Origin of the sequence: Microtetraspora niveoalba, assembly GCF_001570405.1 — a bacterium.
Classification (GTDB): Bacteria; Actinomycetota; Actinomycetes; order Streptosporangiales; family Streptosporangiaceae; genus Microtetraspora; species Microtetraspora niveoalba.
The window spans coordinates 37,584-54,628 of the sequence record NZ_BBYM01000018.1 but is presented as its reverse complement, the minus strand read 5'-3'; the positions used below and the strand labels follow the sequence as shown (position 1 = coordinate 54,628).

The 17,045-nt window shown below is 72.3% G+C and carries 17 protein-coding genes; 10 read left to right on the top strand and 7 right to left on the bottom strand.

Annotation, left to right across the window (positions count from 1 at the left end):
* The first annotated feature begins 42 nt into the window (after positions 1–42).
* From AWQ70_RS18465 to araA, 10 genes are all read left to right on the top strand, one after another.
* On the top strand, positions 43–1,554 hold the full coding sequence (locus tag AWQ70_RS18465) for a sugar ABC transporter ATP-binding protein (protein WP_067177657.1): 1,512 nt from the start codon (positions 43–45) through the stop codon (positions 1,552–1,554).
* Positions 1,551–2,597, top strand: coding sequence for an ABC transporter permease (locus AWQ70_RS18460; RefSeq protein ID WP_067177655.1), 1,047 nt, complete (start codon positions 1,551–1,553; stop codon positions 2,595–2,597). The genes AWQ70_RS18465 and AWQ70_RS18460 overlap by 4 nt, the downstream gene beginning before the upstream one ends.
* Positions 2,594–3,589 (top strand): galactofuranose ABC transporter, permease protein YjfF, encoded by a 996-nt coding sequence (gene yjfF / locus AWQ70_RS18455; RefSeq protein WP_067177652.1) that lies wholly within the window; start codon positions 2,594–2,596, stop codon positions 3,587–3,589. Before AWQ70_RS18460 ends, yjfF begins: the two co-directional genes overlap by 4 nt.
* A 187-nt stretch (positions 3,590–3,776) precedes the next feature.
* Entirely contained in the window at positions 3,777–4,895 is a 1,119-nt protein-coding gene (gene chvE / locus AWQ70_RS18450; RefSeq protein ID WP_067177650.1) for a multiple monosaccharide ABC transporter substrate-binding protein, read from the top strand.
* A gap of 124 nt (positions 4,896–5,019) precedes the next feature.
* Positions 5,020–6,549 carry a multiple monosaccharide ABC transporter ATP-binding protein gene (mmsA, locus tag AWQ70_RS18445; RefSeq protein ID WP_067177648.1) on the top strand — a complete coding sequence of 510 codons (1,530 nt, stop codon included), beginning with the start codon at positions 5,020–5,022 and terminating at the stop codon, positions 6,547–6,549.
* A 5-nt stretch (positions 6,550–6,554) separates the two neighbouring features.
* Positions 6,555–7,817, top strand: coding sequence for a multiple monosaccharide ABC transporter permease (gene mmsB / locus AWQ70_RS18440; protein WP_218004582.1), 1,263 nt, complete (start codon positions 6,555–6,557; stop codon positions 7,815–7,817).
* Positions 7,818–7,898: 81 nt separating this feature from the next.
* Entirely contained in the window at positions 7,899–8,882 is a 984-nt protein-coding gene (locus AWQ70_RS18435; protein WP_067178037.1) for a LacI family DNA-binding transcriptional regulator, read from the top strand.
* A gap of 63 nt (positions 8,883–8,945) precedes the next feature.
* On the top strand, positions 8,946–10,604 hold the full coding sequence (araB, locus tag AWQ70_RS18430) for a ribulokinase (RefSeq protein ID WP_067177646.1): 1,659 nt from the start codon (positions 8,946–8,948) through the stop codon (positions 10,602–10,604).
* A complete protein-coding gene (locus tag AWQ70_RS18425; protein WP_067177643.1) occupies positions 10,601–11,266 on the top strand; it encodes an L-ribulose-5-phosphate 4-epimerase in 666 nt (221 codons plus the stop codon). Before araB ends, AWQ70_RS18425 begins: the two co-directional genes overlap by 4 nt.
* Positions 11,263–12,744: an L-arabinose isomerase gene (gene araA, locus AWQ70_RS18420; protein ID WP_067177641.1), complete on the top strand. Its 1,482-nt coding sequence runs from the start codon at positions 11,263–11,265 to the stop codon at positions 12,742–12,744. Before AWQ70_RS18425 ends, araA begins: the two co-directional genes overlap by 4 nt.
* A gap of 10 nt (positions 12,745–12,754) precedes the next feature.
* Here araA and AWQ70_RS18415 read toward each other — a convergent pair whose 3' ends face one another.
* From AWQ70_RS18415 to AWQ70_RS18385, 7 genes are read right to left on the bottom strand one after another with little or no spacing between them, the layout of a single operon-like run.
* Positions 12,755–14,602 (bottom strand): complex I subunit 5 family protein, encoded by a 1,848-nt coding sequence (locus AWQ70_RS18415; protein WP_218004581.1) that lies wholly within the window; start codon positions 14,600–14,602, stop codon positions 12,755–12,757.
* A gap of 1 nt (position 14,603) precedes the next feature.
* Entirely contained in the window at positions 14,604–14,951 is a 348-nt protein-coding gene (locus AWQ70_RS18410) for a sodium:proton antiporter (protein WP_067177639.1), read from the bottom strand.
* A gap of 11 nt (positions 14,952–14,962) precedes the next feature.
* Positions 14,963–15,715: an MnhB domain-containing protein gene (locus AWQ70_RS18405; protein WP_067177637.1), complete on the bottom strand. Its 753-nt coding sequence runs from the start codon at positions 15,713–15,715 to the stop codon at positions 14,963–14,965.
* Positions 15,712–15,954, bottom strand: coding sequence for a Na(+)/H(+) antiporter subunit B (locus tag AWQ70_RS18400; RefSeq protein WP_067177635.1), 243 nt, complete (start codon positions 15,952–15,954; stop codon positions 15,712–15,714). Before AWQ70_RS18400 ends, AWQ70_RS18405 begins: the two co-directional genes overlap by 4 nt.
* On the bottom strand, positions 15,951–16,250 hold the full coding sequence (locus tag AWQ70_RS18395) for a monovalent cation/H(+) antiporter subunit G (RefSeq protein ID WP_067177633.1): 300 nt from the start codon (positions 16,248–16,250) through the stop codon (positions 15,951–15,953). Before AWQ70_RS18395 ends, AWQ70_RS18400 begins: the two co-directional genes overlap by 4 nt.
* Positions 16,247–16,501 (bottom strand): MrpF/PhaF family protein, encoded by a 255-nt coding sequence (locus AWQ70_RS18390; RefSeq protein WP_067177631.1) that lies wholly within the window; start codon positions 16,499–16,501, stop codon positions 16,247–16,249. Before AWQ70_RS18390 ends, AWQ70_RS18395 begins: the two co-directional genes overlap by 4 nt.
* On the bottom strand, positions 16,498–16,974 hold the full coding sequence (locus AWQ70_RS18385) for a hypothetical protein (RefSeq protein ID WP_067177628.1): 477 nt from the start codon (positions 16,972–16,974) through the stop codon (positions 16,498–16,500). The genes AWQ70_RS18390 and AWQ70_RS18385 overlap by 4 nt, the downstream gene beginning before the upstream one ends.
* Positions 16,975–17,045 lie beyond the last annotated feature (71 nt).

Below are 17,045 nucleotides of genomic sequence, written 5' to 3'. Positions count from 1 at the left end.
CGCCGGCGGCCCGGTGACGAAGGACGAGGAGAGGGGCGCCGCATGGCCGTACCCCCGCCGATCCTGCGGATAAGCGGGATCGGCAAAGAGTTCCCCGGCGTCAAGGCGCTGGACGGCGTCGACTTCCGGCTGCTGCCCGGCGAGGTCCACGCCCTGATGGGCGAGAACGGCGCCGGGAAGTCGACTCTGATCAAGGTGCTGACCGGCGTGTACGGCATCGACGCGGGCGAGATCGAGCTGGACGGCCGCCCGGTGGCGTTCAGCGGGCCGCAGGCCGCCCGGCAGGCCGGGATCAGCACCGTCTACCAGGAGGTGAACCTCTGCGCCAACCTGTCGGTGGCGGAGAACATCTTCATCGGACGCGAGCCCCGGCGCTTCGGCCGGATCCGGTGGAAGGAGGTCCGCCGCCGGGCGGCCGAGTTGCTGGCCGGCCTCGACCTGGACGTCGACGTGACACTGCCGCTGTCGTCGTACTCACTGGCGGTCCAGCAGATGGTGGCCATCGCCCGGGCGGTGGCGGTCGAGGCGCGGGTGCTGATCCTCGACGAGCCCACGTCCAGCCTCGACGCGAGCGAGGTCGCCCAGCTCTTCCGGGTCATGCGCCGGCTCAAGGAGCAGGGCATCGCGATCCTGTTCGTCTCCCACTTCCTCGACCAGATCTACGAGATCTCCGACCGGATGACGATCCTCAGGAACGGCAGGCTGGTCGGCGAGTACGCGACCGCCGAGCTGTCCCAGGTCGAGCTGGTCGCCAAGATGATCGGCCGCGAGCTGGCCGACCTGGAGGAGCTCGGGGCCAGGCCGCCCGCGCGCGGGGGAGCGCCCCTGGTGGAGGCGCGCGAGCTGGGCCGCCCCGGCGCGATCGAGCCGTTCACCCTGACGATCAGGGAGGGCGAGGTCGTCGGCCTGGCCGGGCTGCTCGGCTCCGGCCGGACCGAGATCGCCCGGCTGCTGTTCGGCGCCGACCACGCCGGCACCGGATCGGTCAGCGTGGCGGGGCGGACGGCCGGGCTGCGCACACCGCGCGCGGCGATGGGCCACGGCATCGCGTTCTGCTCGGAGAACCGGCGGGCCGAGGGCCTCGTCCCCGGCCTCACCGTGCGGGAGAACCTGATCCTCGCCCTGCAGGCCGCGCGCGGCTGGGCCAGGCCGCTGCCCCGCCGCAGGCAGGACGAGCTGGTCGCCAAATACGTCGCAGCCCTGAACATCCGCCCGGCCGACCCCGAGCAGCTCATCGGGAACCTCAGCGGCGGCAACCAGCAGAAGGTGCTGCTCGCCCGCTGGCTCATCCTGGAGCCCCGCCTGCTCATCCTCGACGAGCCGACCCGCGGCATCGACGTCGGGGCGAAGGCGGAGATCCAGCGCCTGGTCGCCGAGCTGTCCGACGGCGGCATGGCCGTGCTGTACATCTCCGCCGAACTGGAGGAGGTGCTGCGGCTGAGCCACAAGGTCGGCGTGCTGCGCGACCGGCGGCTGGTCGCCGAGCTGGAGAACGACGCGGGCCTGACCACGGAGGTCCTCATGGAGACGATCGCGAGCGGAGCCCGGTCATGAACGCGGTCGCGCGGCACCGCCTGTTCTGGCCCGCCGTCACCCTGGCCGGGCTGCTGCTGCTCAACCTGGTCTTCACCGACCACTTCTTCTCGGTGCAGATGAAGGACGGGCACCTGTACGGCAGTCTGGTCGACATCGTCCGCTTCGGGGCGCCGCTGATCCTCGTCGCCACCGGCATGACCCTGGTCATCGCCACCGGCGGCATCGACCTGTCGGTCGGCTCGGTGGTGGCGATCTCCGGGGCGCTCGCCTGCCTGCGGATCAGCGAGCTGGGCGATCAGGGGTCGGTCGGCGGTGTGCTGGCCGCGGTCGGCGTCGCGCTGGCGCTCTCGCTTGCCCTCGGCGCGTGGAACGGCTTCCTCGTCGCCGGGGCGGGCATCCAGCCGATCATCGCGACGCTGATCCTGATGGTGGCCGGGCGCGGCCTGGCCCAGCTCGTCACGGACGGCCAGATCATCACGGTGAACAGCGCGCCGTACAAGCTGATCGGCGGCGGCTACTGGCTGACCCTGCCGTTCGGGATCGTCGTGGTGGCCGCGGTGCTGGCGCTGACCGTGTTCCTCACCCGGCGGCTGGCCCTCGGCCTGCTGATCGAGTCGGTCGGCGGCAACGCCGAGGCGAGCCGGCTGGCCGGCGTCCGCGCGCGCGGCCTGATCGTCACGGTGTACGCGTTCTGCGCGCTGTGCGCGGGCGTCGCCGGGCTGATGATCAGCTCCAACGTCTCCAGCGCGGACGGAAACAACGCCGGGTTGTGGATCGAGCTGGACGCCATCCTGGCCGTCGTCATCGGCGGCACGTCCCTGGCGGGCGGCCGGTTCTCGCTCGGCGGCACCGTCCTGGGCGCGCTGATCATCCAGACGCTGACGACCACGATCTACTCCATCGGCGTCCCCCCGGAGACGACGCTGCTGTTCAAGGCGCTCGTGGTGACGCTCGTGTGCCTGGTGCAGTCCCCGGCCTTCGGGAGGAAGGCGTTCCACCGCCGCGCGCGCCCGGCGAGCCCGCGCCCGGCGCCCGACGAGAAGGTGAAGGTGACGGCATGAGCGCCGCTCTCCCGGCCGGCCGCCGCGGGCTCCCGCGGAAGGTGCCCAGGAAGTACGTGCCCGTCCTGGTGACCGCCGGGTTGTTCGCGGCGATGCTCGTCGCGGGCGGCCTGCGCTACCGCGGCTTCGCCGACGGCCAGGTCGTGCTGAACGTCTTCGTCGACAACGCCTTCCTTCTGGTGGTCGCGGTCGGCATGACGTTCGTGATCCTCACCGGCGGCATCGACCTGTCGGTGGGCTCGGTGGTCGCGCTGTCCACGATGATCTCGGCGACGCTGCTCACCGGCCACGGCTGGCCCGCCCCGGCGGTGATCGTGCTGGTCCTGGCCATCGGAGCGGCGCTCGGGCTGGCGATGGGCGCGATCATCCACCACTTCGAGATCCAGCCGTTCATCGTGACGCTCGCCGGCATGTTCCTGGCCCGCGGCCTGTGCTACACGATCGGCACCGAGTCGATCCCGATCACCGACGGGACCTTCACCGCGCTCGCGCAGACGAAGGTCCGCCTCGGCGGCGGCCTGTGGGTCTCGCCGAGCGTGGTCGTGGCACTCGTCGTGGTGCTCGCCGCGGCGTACGTGCTGCACCACACGCGCCTCGGCCGCGACGTCTACGCCGTCGGCGGCGGTGAGCAGTCGGCGCTGCTCATGGGCCTCCCGGTGGCCCGCACGAAGATCGCGGTCTACACGATCAGCGGCTTCTGCTCCGCGCTCGGCGGGGTGCTGCTGTCCTTCTACATGTTGTCCGGGTACGGCCTGCACGCGGTCGGCATGGAACTGGACGCGATCGCGGCCGTCGTGATCGGCGGGACGCTGCTGACCGGCGGCTCCGGCTACCTGCTCGGGACGGTGCTCGGCGTGCTGGTGCTCGGCCTGATCCAGACGATCATCAGCTTCGAGGGCACGCTGAGCTCCTGGTGGACCAAGATCTTCATCGGCCTGCTGCTGTTCGCCTTCATCCTGCTGCAACGGCTCATCTCGGCCCGCCGCGGCTAGCGGCCGAGGGTTACCCGAACGTTGCCGGCGGGTCACGGCAACCCATTGACACCGTGAATGTTAACGATAACAATCTCTCCAGACGGCATGAGAACTTTATTCCGTTCTGTCACCGTTTGGGCGAATCTTCATTGCCGGCGGCCGCCTTCGGCGGCGTCGCCGAACCCCCACTGCGAGGAGAAGCACGATGAGGTTGGGACGAATCGGGGGCGTGATGTCCGCGATCGCGCTCGCCGCGACCATGACGGCCTGCGGCTCCAGCCAGAAGACGATCGACACGGAGGCGTCCGCCGCCGCCGGCGGCGGTGCCGCCGGAGCCCTGATCGGCGTCACCATGCCCACCAAGTCGTCGGAGCGCTGGATCCACGACGGCGACAACGTCAAGTCGCAGCTCGAGAAGCTCGGCTACCGGGTCGACCTGCAGTACGCGGAGAACGACATCCCCACCCAGGCCAACCAGATCGAGAACCAGATCACCAAGGGTGCGAAGCTCCTGATCGTGGCCTCGATCGACGGCACCGCGCTGACCTCCCAGCTCCAGCAGGCGGCCGACAACAAGATCCCGGTCATCGCCTACGACCGCCTGATCCGCAACAGCCCGAACGTCGACTACTACGCCACCTTCGACAACTTCAAGGTCGGCGTGCAGCAGGCGTCCTCGCTGCTGGCCGGCCTCGGCGTGGACAAGGGCGAGAAGGGCCCGTTCAACGTCGAGCTGTTCGGCGGCTCACCCGACGACAACAACGCCACCTTCTTCTGGAACGGCGCCATGTCGGTGCTCCAGCCGAAGATCGACGACGGCACGCTGAAGGTCAAGAGCGGCCAGACCGACTTCAAGACCGCCGCCATCCTGCGCTGGGACCCGGCCACCGCGCAGAAGCGCATGGAGGACATCCTCACCAAGACCTACACCGGCGGCGCCAAGGTCGACGGCGTGCTCTCGCCGTACGACGGCCTGTCCATCGGCATCCTGTCGGCGCTCAAGAGCAGCGGCTACGGCACCGGCGGCCAGCCGTACCCGATCGTGACCGGCCAGGACGCCGAGCTGGCGTCGGTGAAGTCGATCGTCGCCGGAGAGCAGTACTCCACGATCTTCAAGGACACGCGCAAGCTCGCCGAGACCACGGTCAAGATGGCCGACGCCGTCCTGAAGGGCGGCACGCCCGAGGTGAACAACACCAAGGACTACGACAACGGGAACAAGGTCGTCCCCGCCTACCTGCTCGACCCGGTCGTCGTCGACAAGGGCAACTACAAGGACGTCATCGTCGGCGGCGGCTACTACACCGAGGACCAGCTCAAGTAGGGACGTGCCCCGGGGGCGGCGCGTCCCCGGGGCCCCTGAGCGAGGGGCTCGAGCCTTTGCCCTGCTCTGCGGGGAGTCCGATTCCTTCTCCGCCCGAAGGCGGAGGTTTCCTCGGAGGTTTCCGATGACGGACCACATCTTGCGGATGAACGGCATCACCAAGACGTTCCCCGGTGTGAAGGCGCTGCAGGACGTCACGCTGTCGGTGCGGCGGGGCGAGATCCACGCGATCTGCGGCGAGAACGGCGCCGGCAAATCGACGCTGATGAAGGTGCTGTCCGGGGTGTACCCGCACGGCTCCTACGACGGCGAGATCCACTTCGACGGCGCGCGCTGCGCGTTCGGCGGCATCCGCGACAGCGAGCACGCCGGCGTCGTCATCATCCACCAGGAGCTGGCCCTCTGCCCGCAGCTCTCGATCGCCGAGAACATCTTCCTCGGCAACGAGCGGGCCAGGCGCGGCCTCATCGACTGGAACCGCACCAACCACGAGGCCGCCCGGCTCATGGAGCGGGTGGGCCTGCGCGAGAACCCGACCACCGCCGTCTCCGACATCGGCGTGGGCAAGCAGCAGCTCGTCGAGATCGCGAAGGCGCTGTCGAAGGAGGTGCGGCTGCTCATCCTCGACGAGCCGACCGCCGCGCTGAACGACGACGACTCCGCCCACCTGCTCGACCTGCTGCGCGGGCTGCGGGACGAGGGCATCACCTGCGTGATCATCTCCCACAAGCTCAACGAGGTCACCGCGATCGCCGACTCGGTCACGATCATCCGCGACGGCAGGACGGTCGAGACGCTCGACATGGCGACCGACGACGTGACGGAGGACCGGATCATCTCCGGCATGGTCGGCCGCGCCCTCGACAACCGTTTCCCGCCGCACGAGCCGGCGATCGGCGAGGAGGTGCTGCGCATCGAGGACTGGACCGTCCACAGCCCCAGCCAGCCCGGCAGGAAGGTGGTCGACAGGGCGAGCCTGACCCTGCGCAGGGGCGAGATCGTCGGCCTCGCCGGGCTCATGGGCGCGGGCCGCACCGAACTGGCGATGAGCGTGTTCGGCCGGACGTACGGCGTGCGCGTCTCCGGCCGGATCTTCAAGGACGGCAGGCCGATCGAGATCCGGACCGTCCAGGACGCGATCGGGCACGGCCTCGCGTACGCCACCGAGGACCGCAAGAGGTACGGCCTCAACCTCATCGACGACATCAAGCGCAACGTCTCGGCCGCCGGGCTGCCCCGTCTGGCCCGCCGCGGCTGGGTCGACGAGCGCGAGGAGTACCGGGTCGCCGAGGGGTTCCGCGCGAGCATGAACATCAAGGCGCCCGGCGTGTCGAGCGTCGTCGGCAAGCTGAGCGGCGGCAACCAGCAGAAGGTCGTCCTCTCCAAGTGGATCCTCACCGAGCCCGACGTGCTGATCCTCGACGAGCCGACCCGCGGCATCGACGTCGGAGCCAAGTACGAGATCTACACGATCATCAACCGCCTGGCCGGCGAGGGCAGGGCCGTACTGGTCATCTCCTCGGAGCTCCCCGAGCTGCTCGGCCTGTGCGACCGCATCTACACCCTCTGCGAGGGCCGCGTCACCGGTGAGGTGGCGCGCCGGGACGCCACGCAGGAACGCCTCATGCATCTCATGACCAAGGGACAGGAGTAGCTCGGATGAGCAGCATCACGCCCGCCGGCGTGGAGGCCGGCGCGAAGGGCGGCCGGCCGGAAGAGCCGCGCCTGCCAGGCCGGGTGTCGCTGGGCGGGCTGTCGCTCAACCTGCGCGCCGGCGGCATCTACATAGCCTTCGCGCTCATCGTCGCGCTGTTCTCGGTGCTCACCGACGGCGCGCTGCTCCAGCCGCAGAACATCTCCAACATCATCGTCCAGAACTCCTACGTCCTGATCCTCGCGATCGGGATGATCCTGATCATCATCGCCGGGCACATCGACCTGTCGGTGGGGTCGGTGGTCGCGGTGACGGGTGCCCTCGCCGCGGTGCTCATGGTGGACATGGGCGTGCCGTGGCCGCTCGCCCTGCTGCTCACGGTCGTGGCCGGCGGCCTCATCGGCGCCTGGCAGGGGTACTGGGTCGCCTACTTCGGCATCCCGGCGTTCATCGTGACGCTGGCCGGCATGCTGCTGTTCCGCGCGCTCACCCTGACCGTGCTGGGCAACCAGGGCATCGGCCCGTTCCCCGACCAGGTGCGCACGCTCGCCAACGGATTCACCGACGGCTACCTCGGCAACGTCGGCCTCGGGCCGCTGGGCGGCGCCGACCTGTTCAGCCTGCTGGTCGGCCTGGTCGCCGTCGCGGGCATGGTCGCGGCGCAGTGGCGCGGCCGGGCCGCCCGCCGCGGCTACGGCCAGGTCGTGGAGCCGGTGGCGCTGTTCGCGCTCAAGATGGCGGCCGGCGCCGCGCTGATCCTCTTCCTCGTCGTCCAGCTCGCCCGTTTCAAGAACCTGCCCTGGGTGCTGGTGCTGCTGGCCGTCCTGGTGCTGGCGTACTCCCTGATGGCGGGCCGCACGGTCTTCGGCCGGCAGATCTACGCCATCGGCGGCAACCTGCAGGCGGCCGTCATGTCCGGCGTCAAGGTCAAGAAGGTCGTTTTCTGGATCTTCGTTAATATGGGCGTCCTGTCGGCCATCGCCGGCATCATCTTCGCCGGGCGGCTCAACCAGGCGGGTCCGACGGCCGGCAACAGCTTCGAGCTCGACGCCATCGCCGCGGCCTTCATCGGCGGCGCCGCGGTGCAGGGCGGTGTCGGCAAGGTCGCCGGCGCGATCACCGGCGGTCTCATCATGGCCGTGATCAACAACGGCATGTCCCTGATCGGCTCGCCCAGCGAGCGCGTCATGCTCGTCAAGGGAGCCGTCCTGCTGGCCGCCGTCGCCTTCGACGTGTGGACGAAGCGCAGGGCGGGGGCCCGGGGCTGACCGCTCCGGCAATACGATCGCAGCAGCTCTTGGGGACCGGAAGGAGAGACCGTGGGATCGAACAAGCACCGCATGCCGGTCATGGCCGACGTGGCCAGGGAGGCGGGAGTGTCCCACCAGACGGTCTCCCGGGTGCTCAACGACCATCCGAACGTCCGGGCCGACACCCGCGCGCGGGTGGAGGCGGCGATCAGCCGGCTGGGCTACCGCCGCAACCTGGTCGCCCGCGCCCTGGTCACCCGGCGGTCGCGGACGCTCGGCGTGGTGAGTTTCGACACGACGCTGTACGGCCCGGCCAGCACGATCTACGGCATCCAGCAGGCGGCCAGGGCCGCCGGATACTTCGTCAGCATCGTGAGCCTGAAGACGATCGACGCCGAGGGCGTGCGCGACGCCATCGACTACCTCACCGAGCAGGGCGTCGACGGGATCGTGGTGGTCGCCCCGCAGCACTCGGCCAGCCGGGCGCTGGAGAGCCTGCCCGCGGACACGCCCGTGGTGGCGGTCGAGGGCACCCACCGGGCCGACATCCCGGTGGTGTGCATCGACCAGGTCGAGGGGGCCAGGCTCGTCGTCCGGCACCTGCTGGAGCTCGGGCACGAGACGGTCTGGCACGTCAGCGGCCCGTCCGACTGGCTGGAGGCCGAAGGCCGGATGGAGGGCTGGCGCTCAGCGCTGGAGGAGGCGGGCCGCCAGGTCCCCGAGCCGCTCGCCGGTGACTGGAGCCCGCGCGCCGGTTACGAGGCGGGCAAGATCCTGGCCGCGTCGGAGGGCGTCACCGCCGTCTTCGCGGCCAACGACCAGATGGCGCTCGGCGTGCTGCGCGCGCTCTCCGAGGAGGGGGTTCCGGTCCCCGGCCGGATCAGCGTCGTCGGCTTCGACGACATCCCCGAGTCCGAGTTCTTCTCGCCCCCGCTGACCACCGTCCGGCAGGACTTCGGCGCGGTCGGCCGGCACTGCATCGAGGTGCTGCTGCGGCGGATCGACGCGGGAGCCGGGTCGGACGAGCGCCTGGTCGTGCCGCCGACCCTCGTCGTCAGGTCCAGCACCGCCCCCGCCCGATAGAGACCCCGCGGAGACCGGCGGAGACACGCGGCTTCGCCCCACGAGTTCCCCCTGGAGTTGAATGTGAACGCTAACAGCGAGCGCTGCGTCGTCGGCGTGGACTTCGGCACGCTGTCCGGCCGAGCGGTCGTGGTGCGGGTCGCCGACGGCGCCGAGCTGGGCGCCGCCGTGCACGAGTACGCCCACCGGGTGATCGACGACCGGCTGCCGGGCGGCGGACCCCGCCTGGGCCCCGACTGGGCGCTGCAGTCGCCCCAGGACTGGTGCGAGGTGCTGCGTGTCGCGGTGCCGCGGGCGCTGGCCGAGGCCGAGGTCTCCCCGGAACAGGTCGTCGGCATCGGCACCGACTTCACCGCCTGCACGGTCCTGCCCGCCAGAGCGGACGGCACGCCGCTGTGCGAGCTGTTCCCCGACCGCCCGCACGCCTGGCCCAAGCTGTGGAAGCACCACTCCGCGCAGCCGTACGCCGACCGGATCAACACGCTCGCCGCGCGGCGCGGCGAGACCTGGCTGCCCAGGTACGGCGGGAAGATCTCCTCCGAGTGGCAGTTCGCCAAGGGCCTGCAGCTCCTGGAGGAGGACCCCGAGACCTACGCCGCGGCCGAGCGGTGGATCGAGGCGGCCGACTGGATCGTCTGGCAGCTCACCGGCGTCGAGACCCGCAACGTCTGCACCGCCGGATACAAGGGGATCTTCCAGGACGGCGGCTATCCCTCCGAGGACTTCCTGGCCGAGCTGAACCCCGCCTTCGCCGGTTTCACCGGCAAGCTCGGCCGGGAACTCTCCCCCCTCGGCGGCCTCGCGGGCCGGCTGACCGCCCGCGCCGCCGCGTGGACCACGCTGCCCGAGGGCATCGCCGTCGCGGTCGGCAACGTCGACGCGCACGTCACCGCCGCCGCCGCGGACGCCGTACGGCCCGGGCAGATGGTCGCGATCATGGGCACCTCGACCTGCCACATCATGCCCTCCGACACCCTCGCCGAGGTGCCCGGCATGTGCGGCGTGGTACGCGACGGCATCGTGCCGGGGCTGTGGGGCTACGAGGCGGGGCAGTCCGGCGTCGGCGACATCTTCGCCTGGTTCGTCGACACCTGCGTGCCCGCCCGCTACCACCGGGAGGCGGAGCGGCGCGGCCTGACCGCGCACGAGCACCTCACCGAGCTCGCCGCCGCCCAGCGGGTCGGCGAGCACGGCCTGGTCGCGCTCGACTGGCACAACGGCAACCGGTCGGTGCTGGTCGACCACGACCTGTCCGCGGTCGTCGTCGGCCAGACGCTCGCCACCCGCCCCGAGGACACCTACCGGGCGCTCATCGAGGCCACCGCCTTCGGCGCCCGCACGATCGTGGAGGCCTTCGAGGCGTCCGGGGTGCCGGTCGCGGAGTTCGTCGTCGCGGGCGGCCTGACCAGGAACCGGTTCCTGATGCAGGTCTACGCCGACGTCCTGCGCCGCCCGCTCTCGGTGATCGGGTCCGCCCAGGGCTGCGCCCTCGGGTCGGCGATCCACGCGGCCGTCGCCGCCGGGGCGTACCCGGACATCACCTCGGCCGCCGCGGCGATGGGCAGTCGCGCGGAGGCGGCGTACCTGCCCGACCCCGGGCGCGCCGACGCCTACGACCGGCTGTACGCGGAGTACCGCCGTCTGCACGACCACTTCGGAGACGGCGGCATGCTGCACCGGCTGCGCGCCCTCCGCAACGAATCGGTGAAGGAGCACTCATGACCCCCATCCGGCTGCTGCGCGAGACCGTCTGCGGGCTGCACGCCGAACTGGTGCGCAACAACCTGGTGGCCTGGACCGCGGGGAACGTCTCCGGCCGCGTCCCCGGCGCCGACCTGTTCGTGATCAAGCCGAGCGGGGTCTCCTACGACGAGCTGACGCCCGAGACGATGGTCGTCTGCGACCTCGACGGGGTCCTCGTCGAGGGATCGTTCTCGCCGTCCAGCGACACCGCCGCGCACGCGTACGTCTACCGGCACATGCCCGAGGTGAACGGCGTGGTGCACACCCACTCCACGTACGCGTCGGCCTGGGCGGCGCGCGGCGAGCCCATCCCGTGCGTGCTCACCGCGATGGCCGACGAGTTCGGCGGCGAGATCCCGGTCGGCCCCTTCGCGCTGATCGGCGGCGACGACATCGGCAGGGGAGTCGTCGAGACCCTCTCCGGCCACCGCTCGCGCGCCGTGCTCATGCGCAACCACGGCGTCTTCACGGTCGGCGCGTCGCCGAAGGCCGCGGTGAAGGCGGCCGTGATGTGCGAGGACGTCGCCCGCACGGTCCACCTCTCCCGCCAGCTCGGCGAGCCGCTGCCGATCGCGCCCGCCGACGTCGACCGCCTTTACGACCGCTACCAGAACGTCTACGGACAGAGGAGTCACCGGTGAAGCTATGGTTCCTGACCGGCAGCCAGGGTTTGTACGGCGAGGACACGCTGCGGCAGGTGGCCGAGCAGTCCCGGGCCGTGGCGGCGGCGCTGGACGAGGCGCTGCCGTACGAGGTGGAGTGGAAGCCGGTGCTCACGGACGCCGGGGCCATCCGGCGGGCGTGCCTCAAGGCGAACGCCGACGACGACTGCGGCGGCCTGATCGCGTGGATGCACACGTTCTCCCCGGCGAAGATGTGGATCGCCGGGCTGGACGCGCTGCGCAAGCCGTTGCTGCACCTGCACACGCAGGCCAACCGGGAGCTGCCGTGGAGCTCCATCGACATGGACTTCATGAACCTTAACCAGGCCGCGCACGGCGACCGGGAGTTCGGCTTCGTCCAGGCCCGGCTGGGCGTGCCCCGCACCACCGTGGCCGGGCATGTCGCGGACCCGTCCGTCGTGGCGCGGATCGCGGCGTGGGCGCGGGCCGCCGCCGGGCGGGCCGAGCTGTCCACGCTGCGGCTCGCGCGCTTCGGTGACAACATGCGCGACGTCGCCGTCACCGAGGGCGACAAGGTGGAGGCCCAGCTCAGGTTCGGCGTCTCGGTCAACACCTACGGCGTCAACGACCTCGTCGAGGCGGTCGACGCCGCCTCCGATGCTGACGTCACCGCGCTCACCCGCGAGTACGAGGAGCTGTACCGGGTCGCCCCCGAGCTGCGCGCGGGAGGGGAGCGGCACGAGTCGCTGCGCTACGCGGCCCGCATCGAGCTGGGCCTGCGGCACTTCCTCGACGCCGGCGGGTTCAGGGCCTTCACCACCAACTTCGAGGACCTGGGCGGGCTGCGCCAGCTTCCCGGCCTCGCCGTCCAGCGCCTGATGGCCGACGGGTACGGCTTCGGCGGCGAGGGCGACTGGAAGACCTCCGCGCTGCTGCGAACGCTGAAGGTGATGGCGGAGGGGCGGCCCGGCGGCACCTCCTTCATGGAGGACTACACCTACCACCTGACGCCGGGGGAGGAGCTGATCCTCGGCGCGCACATGCTGGAGGTCTGCCCGACGATCGCGGACGGCGTCCCCTCCTGCGAGATCCACCCGCTCGGCATCGGCGGCCGGGAGGACCCGGTGCGGCTGGTGTTCGACGCCGCGCCCGCCCCGGCGGTCGTGGTCGGACTGGCCGACATGGGCGACCGGTTCCGGCTGGTCGCGAACGAGATCGACGTCGTCTCCCCGCTGGAGCCGCTGCCGCGGCTGCCGGTCGCGCGGGCGGTGTGGCGTCCCCGTCCCGACCTGCGCACCTCCGCCGAGTCGTGGCTGACCGCGGGCGCCCCGCACCACACCGTCCTGTCCGCGGCCGTCGGCGCCGAGGAACTGGCCGACTTCGCCGACATGCTCGGGGTGGAGCTGGTCCTGATCGACGCCTCGACCACCGTGCGCGGGCTCGTCAAGGAACTGCGCTGGAACCAGGCCTACCACCGGCTGGCCCAGGGGTTCTGAGCCGGGCGGCTCAGCCGGGGGCGGCGGCCGGCAGCGCCAGCAGGGCGAGGGCGAGACCGGCGGCCCCGGCCAGCAGCCACGCCACGTAGTCGCCCACGTGGCCCGAGTGCAGGCGGTGCAGGCCGTCCACCGCGGGCCGCAGCCGCCGCGCCCGCACACGCGCCCCACGCGGGAGCCAGAGGGACAGCGCGGCGACCGCGCCGGCGAGCACGGTGGACACCACCCCGGACAGGACGCCGGAGCCGGTCCAGCGCGCGGCGACGGGCGGCGGCGCCGGGCGCGGCGGCCCGCCGTACAGCACCTGGCCGAGATAGCCGGCCCGGTCGGCGAAGGTCTGCCCGGCCCGGCCGGCCGCCGCGGCGAGGGCGGGCACCAGGCCCACCGCCACGCCCGCCGCGACACCTCCGAGGACGAGCAGCACGACGGCGGCGAGCATGGTGGGCGGCGTGCGGGTCAGCGCGGTCTCCGTCTCCGGCCGCTCCTCGCCCGCCGTCTGCGTGTCCCGCTCCACGGGGCCGAGCCGGTGGCCGAGACCGAGGAAGACCCGCAGCCCGGCGCGCAGGACGGCCCCGCCGGTGACGGCCGACACCAGTACGAACACGGCCGCCAGCCAGGGGAGGCCCGCCGCGCCCGCCGCGTCCTCGGAGAGGGCCTTGCCCAGCCCGGGGCCGAGCGGCGGCAGCCCGGCCAGGGCGAGGGCCGCGAGCAGGAACAGCCAGCAGGGGGCGCCGCGCCCGCCCCGCCCGAACAGCTCGCCCTCGTCCACCGTCTGGAAACGGTCGAGCAGCAGCCCCGCGAGGAGGAACAGCGCCCCCTTGATCCCGGCGTGGCCGGCCACGTACACGGCGACCCCGGTGAACCCGTCCGGCGTCAGCAGGGCGAAGCCGATCAGGAACAGCCCGATGTGCGCGATCGTCGAGTACGCGAACAACCGCTTGAGATGCCGCTGGGTGACGCACATGACGCAGCCGACGGCGGCGGTGAGCACCCCGAACGCGATGAACGCCTCCCGCACCGCCGCCGCCGGGACGGCCGCGGAGAAGACCGTGACGTACACCCGCGCCAACGCGTACACGCCCAGCTCCACCATCACACCGGACATGAGCACGCACACCGGCGCGGGGGCGACCGCGTGCGCGTCCGCCAGCCAGAAGTGCATCGGCGCCATCGCCGCCTTGGTCACGAAACCGACGATCGCCAGCACGAACGCCACGACGACCAGCGCGTCGGCCGGCCGTCCGCCGAGGGCCGCGCCGATCTGGGCCAGGCCGAGCTGCCCGGTCCGCGCGTACAGCAGGCCGAGGCCGATCAGGGACAGGTACGCGGCCAGCGAGTTGATCACCGCGAAGTTGAGGCCGCCCTGCAGCGAGTTCGGCTCCTCGACCCGCAGGCCGGTCAGCGCGAACGCGGTCGCGCCCATCAGCTCGAAGAACACGAACATGTCGAACAGGTCGCCGGTCAGGGCGAAGCCGTTCATCCCGGCCAGGAACAGCAGGACGAGCGCGTGGTAGTGGCCCGCCGCCGAGTCCACGTAGCGCCAGCTGTACAGGAGGGCGCAGCAGGTGAGCGCGGAGGCCAGGCAGGCGAGGCCGGCGTTCACCGGGTCGGCCGCCAGGACGATCCCCACCGACCGGCCGTCCCGGGGAGACCAGCCGCCGGTCCAGGTGACCACCCTGCCGCCGAACGCGGCCAGCGTGAGCGCCCCGGTCAGCCAGGCGGTCACGGCCGCCGCCCCCGTCGCGAGCAGGTCGATCAGCGGGCGCGGCGCCCACCGCGCGCCAACCAGCGCCAGACACGCCGCCACGATCGGCACGGCGACCGCCAGCGGCGCCGCCGCGGTGTCCGGGACCCAGGGCACCTCAGCCCTTCAGCTTCCGCAGTTCGTCCGGGTCGACCGTCCCGAACCGCTTCTCGATCTGGATCGTCAGCGCGAGCAGCAGCGCGGTGACCGTGGCCGACACGACGATGTCGGTCAGCGTCATCGCCTGCACCACCGGATCGACGACCGGGGTGGTGACCGGGACGCCGGAGGCGAAGACCGGCGCCGCCGCCTCCCACTGGTATCCGACCGACAGCAGCAGGACGTACGTGCCGGACTGCACCACCGAGAGCGCGACCACGGCGTGGACCAGGTTGTGGCTGCGCGCGATGCCGAGCGCGCCGGCCAGCGCCAGCCACCCGGCGACCGCGTACGCGTACACCTGCACGGGCGGCCGCCTCAGCCGGAGGAGCCGGGTCCGGCCCCGCCGGTGATCCGGATCGCCTGCTCGAGGAACTGGGCCAGCAGGACGACCGCGCCCGTGGCGACCGCGCAGCCGACCACGATGTTGAGCACCGGCACCGTGCCCGCCGACAGCAGCTCACGGAACGAGCCCAGCGGCAGCACGTTCGCCAGGAACGACCCGCCGGCCGCGAGTCCCGCCAGCCCCACGCCGACGAACGCCGTCGCGCTCGCGCCCTCGCCGAACTCGTACCAGGCGAGCGGGCGCAGCCGCTCCAGGCTCCGGTACCGCCCGGCCAGATAGAGCAGGTGCAGGCCGGTGGCGAGCACCACGCCGCCCTGGAAGCCGCCGCCGGGTGTGAGATGGCCGTGCGCGACCACGTCCAGCCCGATCAGCAGGGTCACCGGCAGGAGCAGATAGCAGCCGAGCCCGATCGCGTCCGGCAGCCGCCCTCCGGCCCGCTCGGGGCGCTCCTTCTCGTGCCCGACCAGGCGCAGCAGCGCCGCGGCGCCGATCACCGAGCCCAGCAGGATCGTCTCCTCGCCGAGCGTGTCCAGCGCCCGCTGGTCGAAGTTGACCGACGAGACCACGTTGGGCGTGACGTGCCGCAGCGCCGCCGCGACCGCCAGGTCCCGGTAGGGGTGCTCGCTCCCGCCGAACGGCGGCATCCCGCCCAGCGCGAACACGAACGCCACCGCCAGCCCCGCCGCCCCGAGGACGAACACGACCAGCCGCGCGCGCCCGCTCACCGCGGGCCCCGGCGGATTCTCCGTACGGTGAGGACGACCATGAGCGGCACGAGCGCGGCGCCCACCCCGATCTGGGACAGCGCCACGTCCGGCGCCTGCAGCACCGTGAACAGCACCGCGAGCAGCACGCCGAAGACGGAGGACAGCACCGCCTGGCGGGCCGGGTCGAACGTCCAGGCGACGGCCGTGCCCGCCACCCCCACCAGCGTCAGCGCCACCACCGCCAGGGCGTCGCTCACTCCGGGGCCTCCTCGGTCACCAGGCCCTGCCGCTGCGCCCGCGCCTGCGCGGTCGCCGCGGCGAGCACCGGCCCGGTGGCGGCGAGCACCAGCACGATGAGCAGGTCCATCGCGGCGGTCGCGCTCCAGCCCGCGTCCACCGCGAGGCCCGCGCCGACCAGCGGCGCGGCGAGCGACGTGACGGGGGTGACGAAGTGCAGCCGGGTCAGCGTGTCGCGCGGGAGCACGGCGCCCACCGACGAGGCGAGGGCGACGAGCACGCCCAGGCCGACGAGGACCTCCGCCACGGGGTTCACGGCCGGGCCGCCAGCACCCGGGCGAACACGAGCGTGCCCGCGAACGACAACACGGCCAGCACCAGCGGCACGATCAGGTACGACGACCGGGTGGAGCCGTGCGAGAGCAGCATCAGCACGAGCGTGGCGACGGCGCCGCCCAGCTCCAGGCCGATCAGCCGGTCGAGGGCTCCGCCGCGCGCCGACACGTACAGCGCGGGGCCGAGGCCGCCCACCATCAGCGCGATCGTCGCGAGCGACCACAGGCTCACCGGGTCACCGCCGACTCCAGGCGGGACGGCCGGGACGTCACCGCGTGGACCAACGCCGGAGCGCCGTCCGGCGGCCAGTCCACGACGACGGCTCCGGGCGAGGCCGAGACCGCCGCCGTCCCCAGCGCCCGCCGCGCGCGGGCCGTCGGCTCCGGCTCCCCGGGCGGCGGGGGCAGCCGCCGCAGCGACCCGGACCACTCCCGGTCGCGCAGCAGGCGCGGCACCGTCACCGCGAGCAGGCGGGCGGTGTCGGCCGGGACCGCGAGCGCGAGCGGCCCGAGCCAGGCCGCCCACCGCGGGGCGGGCCGCCACGACTGCCCGAGCAGGCGCGGGACCGCCATCGCCACCGCGACGCAGGCGAGCGCGCAGGCCGCGCCGGTCACCAGTTCGGCCGTGGCCGGGGCCGACAGGGTGGCCCACCAGACCGCCATGAGCGCCGCCCACCAGGCGACCGCCTTACCCATCGGCCGCATCCCGACCTCCTGAGCTCAGGCCCCCCACGAGCCGGCACGGATGTGTCGTCCGGAGATTCCCGGGGCCGGAT

Excerpts from the sequence above, each read along its gene's own strand:
- AWQ70_RS18465 (WP_067177657.1), top strand. The coding sequence starts at position 43 with ATGGCCGTACCCCCGCCGATCCTGCGGATAAGCGGGATCGGCAAAGAG.
- AWQ70_RS18460 (WP_067177655.1), top strand. The coding sequence starts at position 1,551 with ATGAACGCGGTCGCGCGGCACCGCCTGTTCTGGCCCGCCGTCACCCTG.
- yjfF (WP_067177652.1), top strand. The coding sequence starts at position 2,594 with ATGAGCGCCGCTCTCCCGGCCGGCCGCCGCGGGCTCCCGCGGAAGGTG.
- chvE (WP_067177650.1), top strand. The coding sequence starts at position 3,777 with ATGAGGTTGGGACGAATCGGGGGCGTGATGTCCGCGATCGCGCTCGCC.
- mmsA (WP_067177648.1), top strand. The coding sequence starts at position 5,020 with ATGACGGACCACATCTTGCGGATGAACGGCATCACCAAGACGTTCCCC.
- mmsB (WP_218004582.1), top strand. The coding sequence starts at position 6,555 with ATGAGCAGCATCACGCCCGCCGGCGTGGAGGCCGGCGCGAAGGGCGGC.
- AWQ70_RS18435 (WP_067178037.1), top strand. The coding sequence starts at position 7,899 with ATGGCCGACGTGGCCAGGGAGGCGGGAGTGTCCCACCAGACGGTCTCC.
- AWQ70_RS18425 (WP_067177643.1), top strand. The coding sequence starts at position 10,601 with ATGACCCCCATCCGGCTGCTGCGCGAGACCGTCTGCGGGCTGCACGCC.
- AWQ70_RS18385 (WP_067177628.1), bottom strand. The coding sequence starts at position 16,974 with ATGCGGCCGATGGGTAAGGCGGTCGCCTGGTGGGCGGCGCTCATGGCG.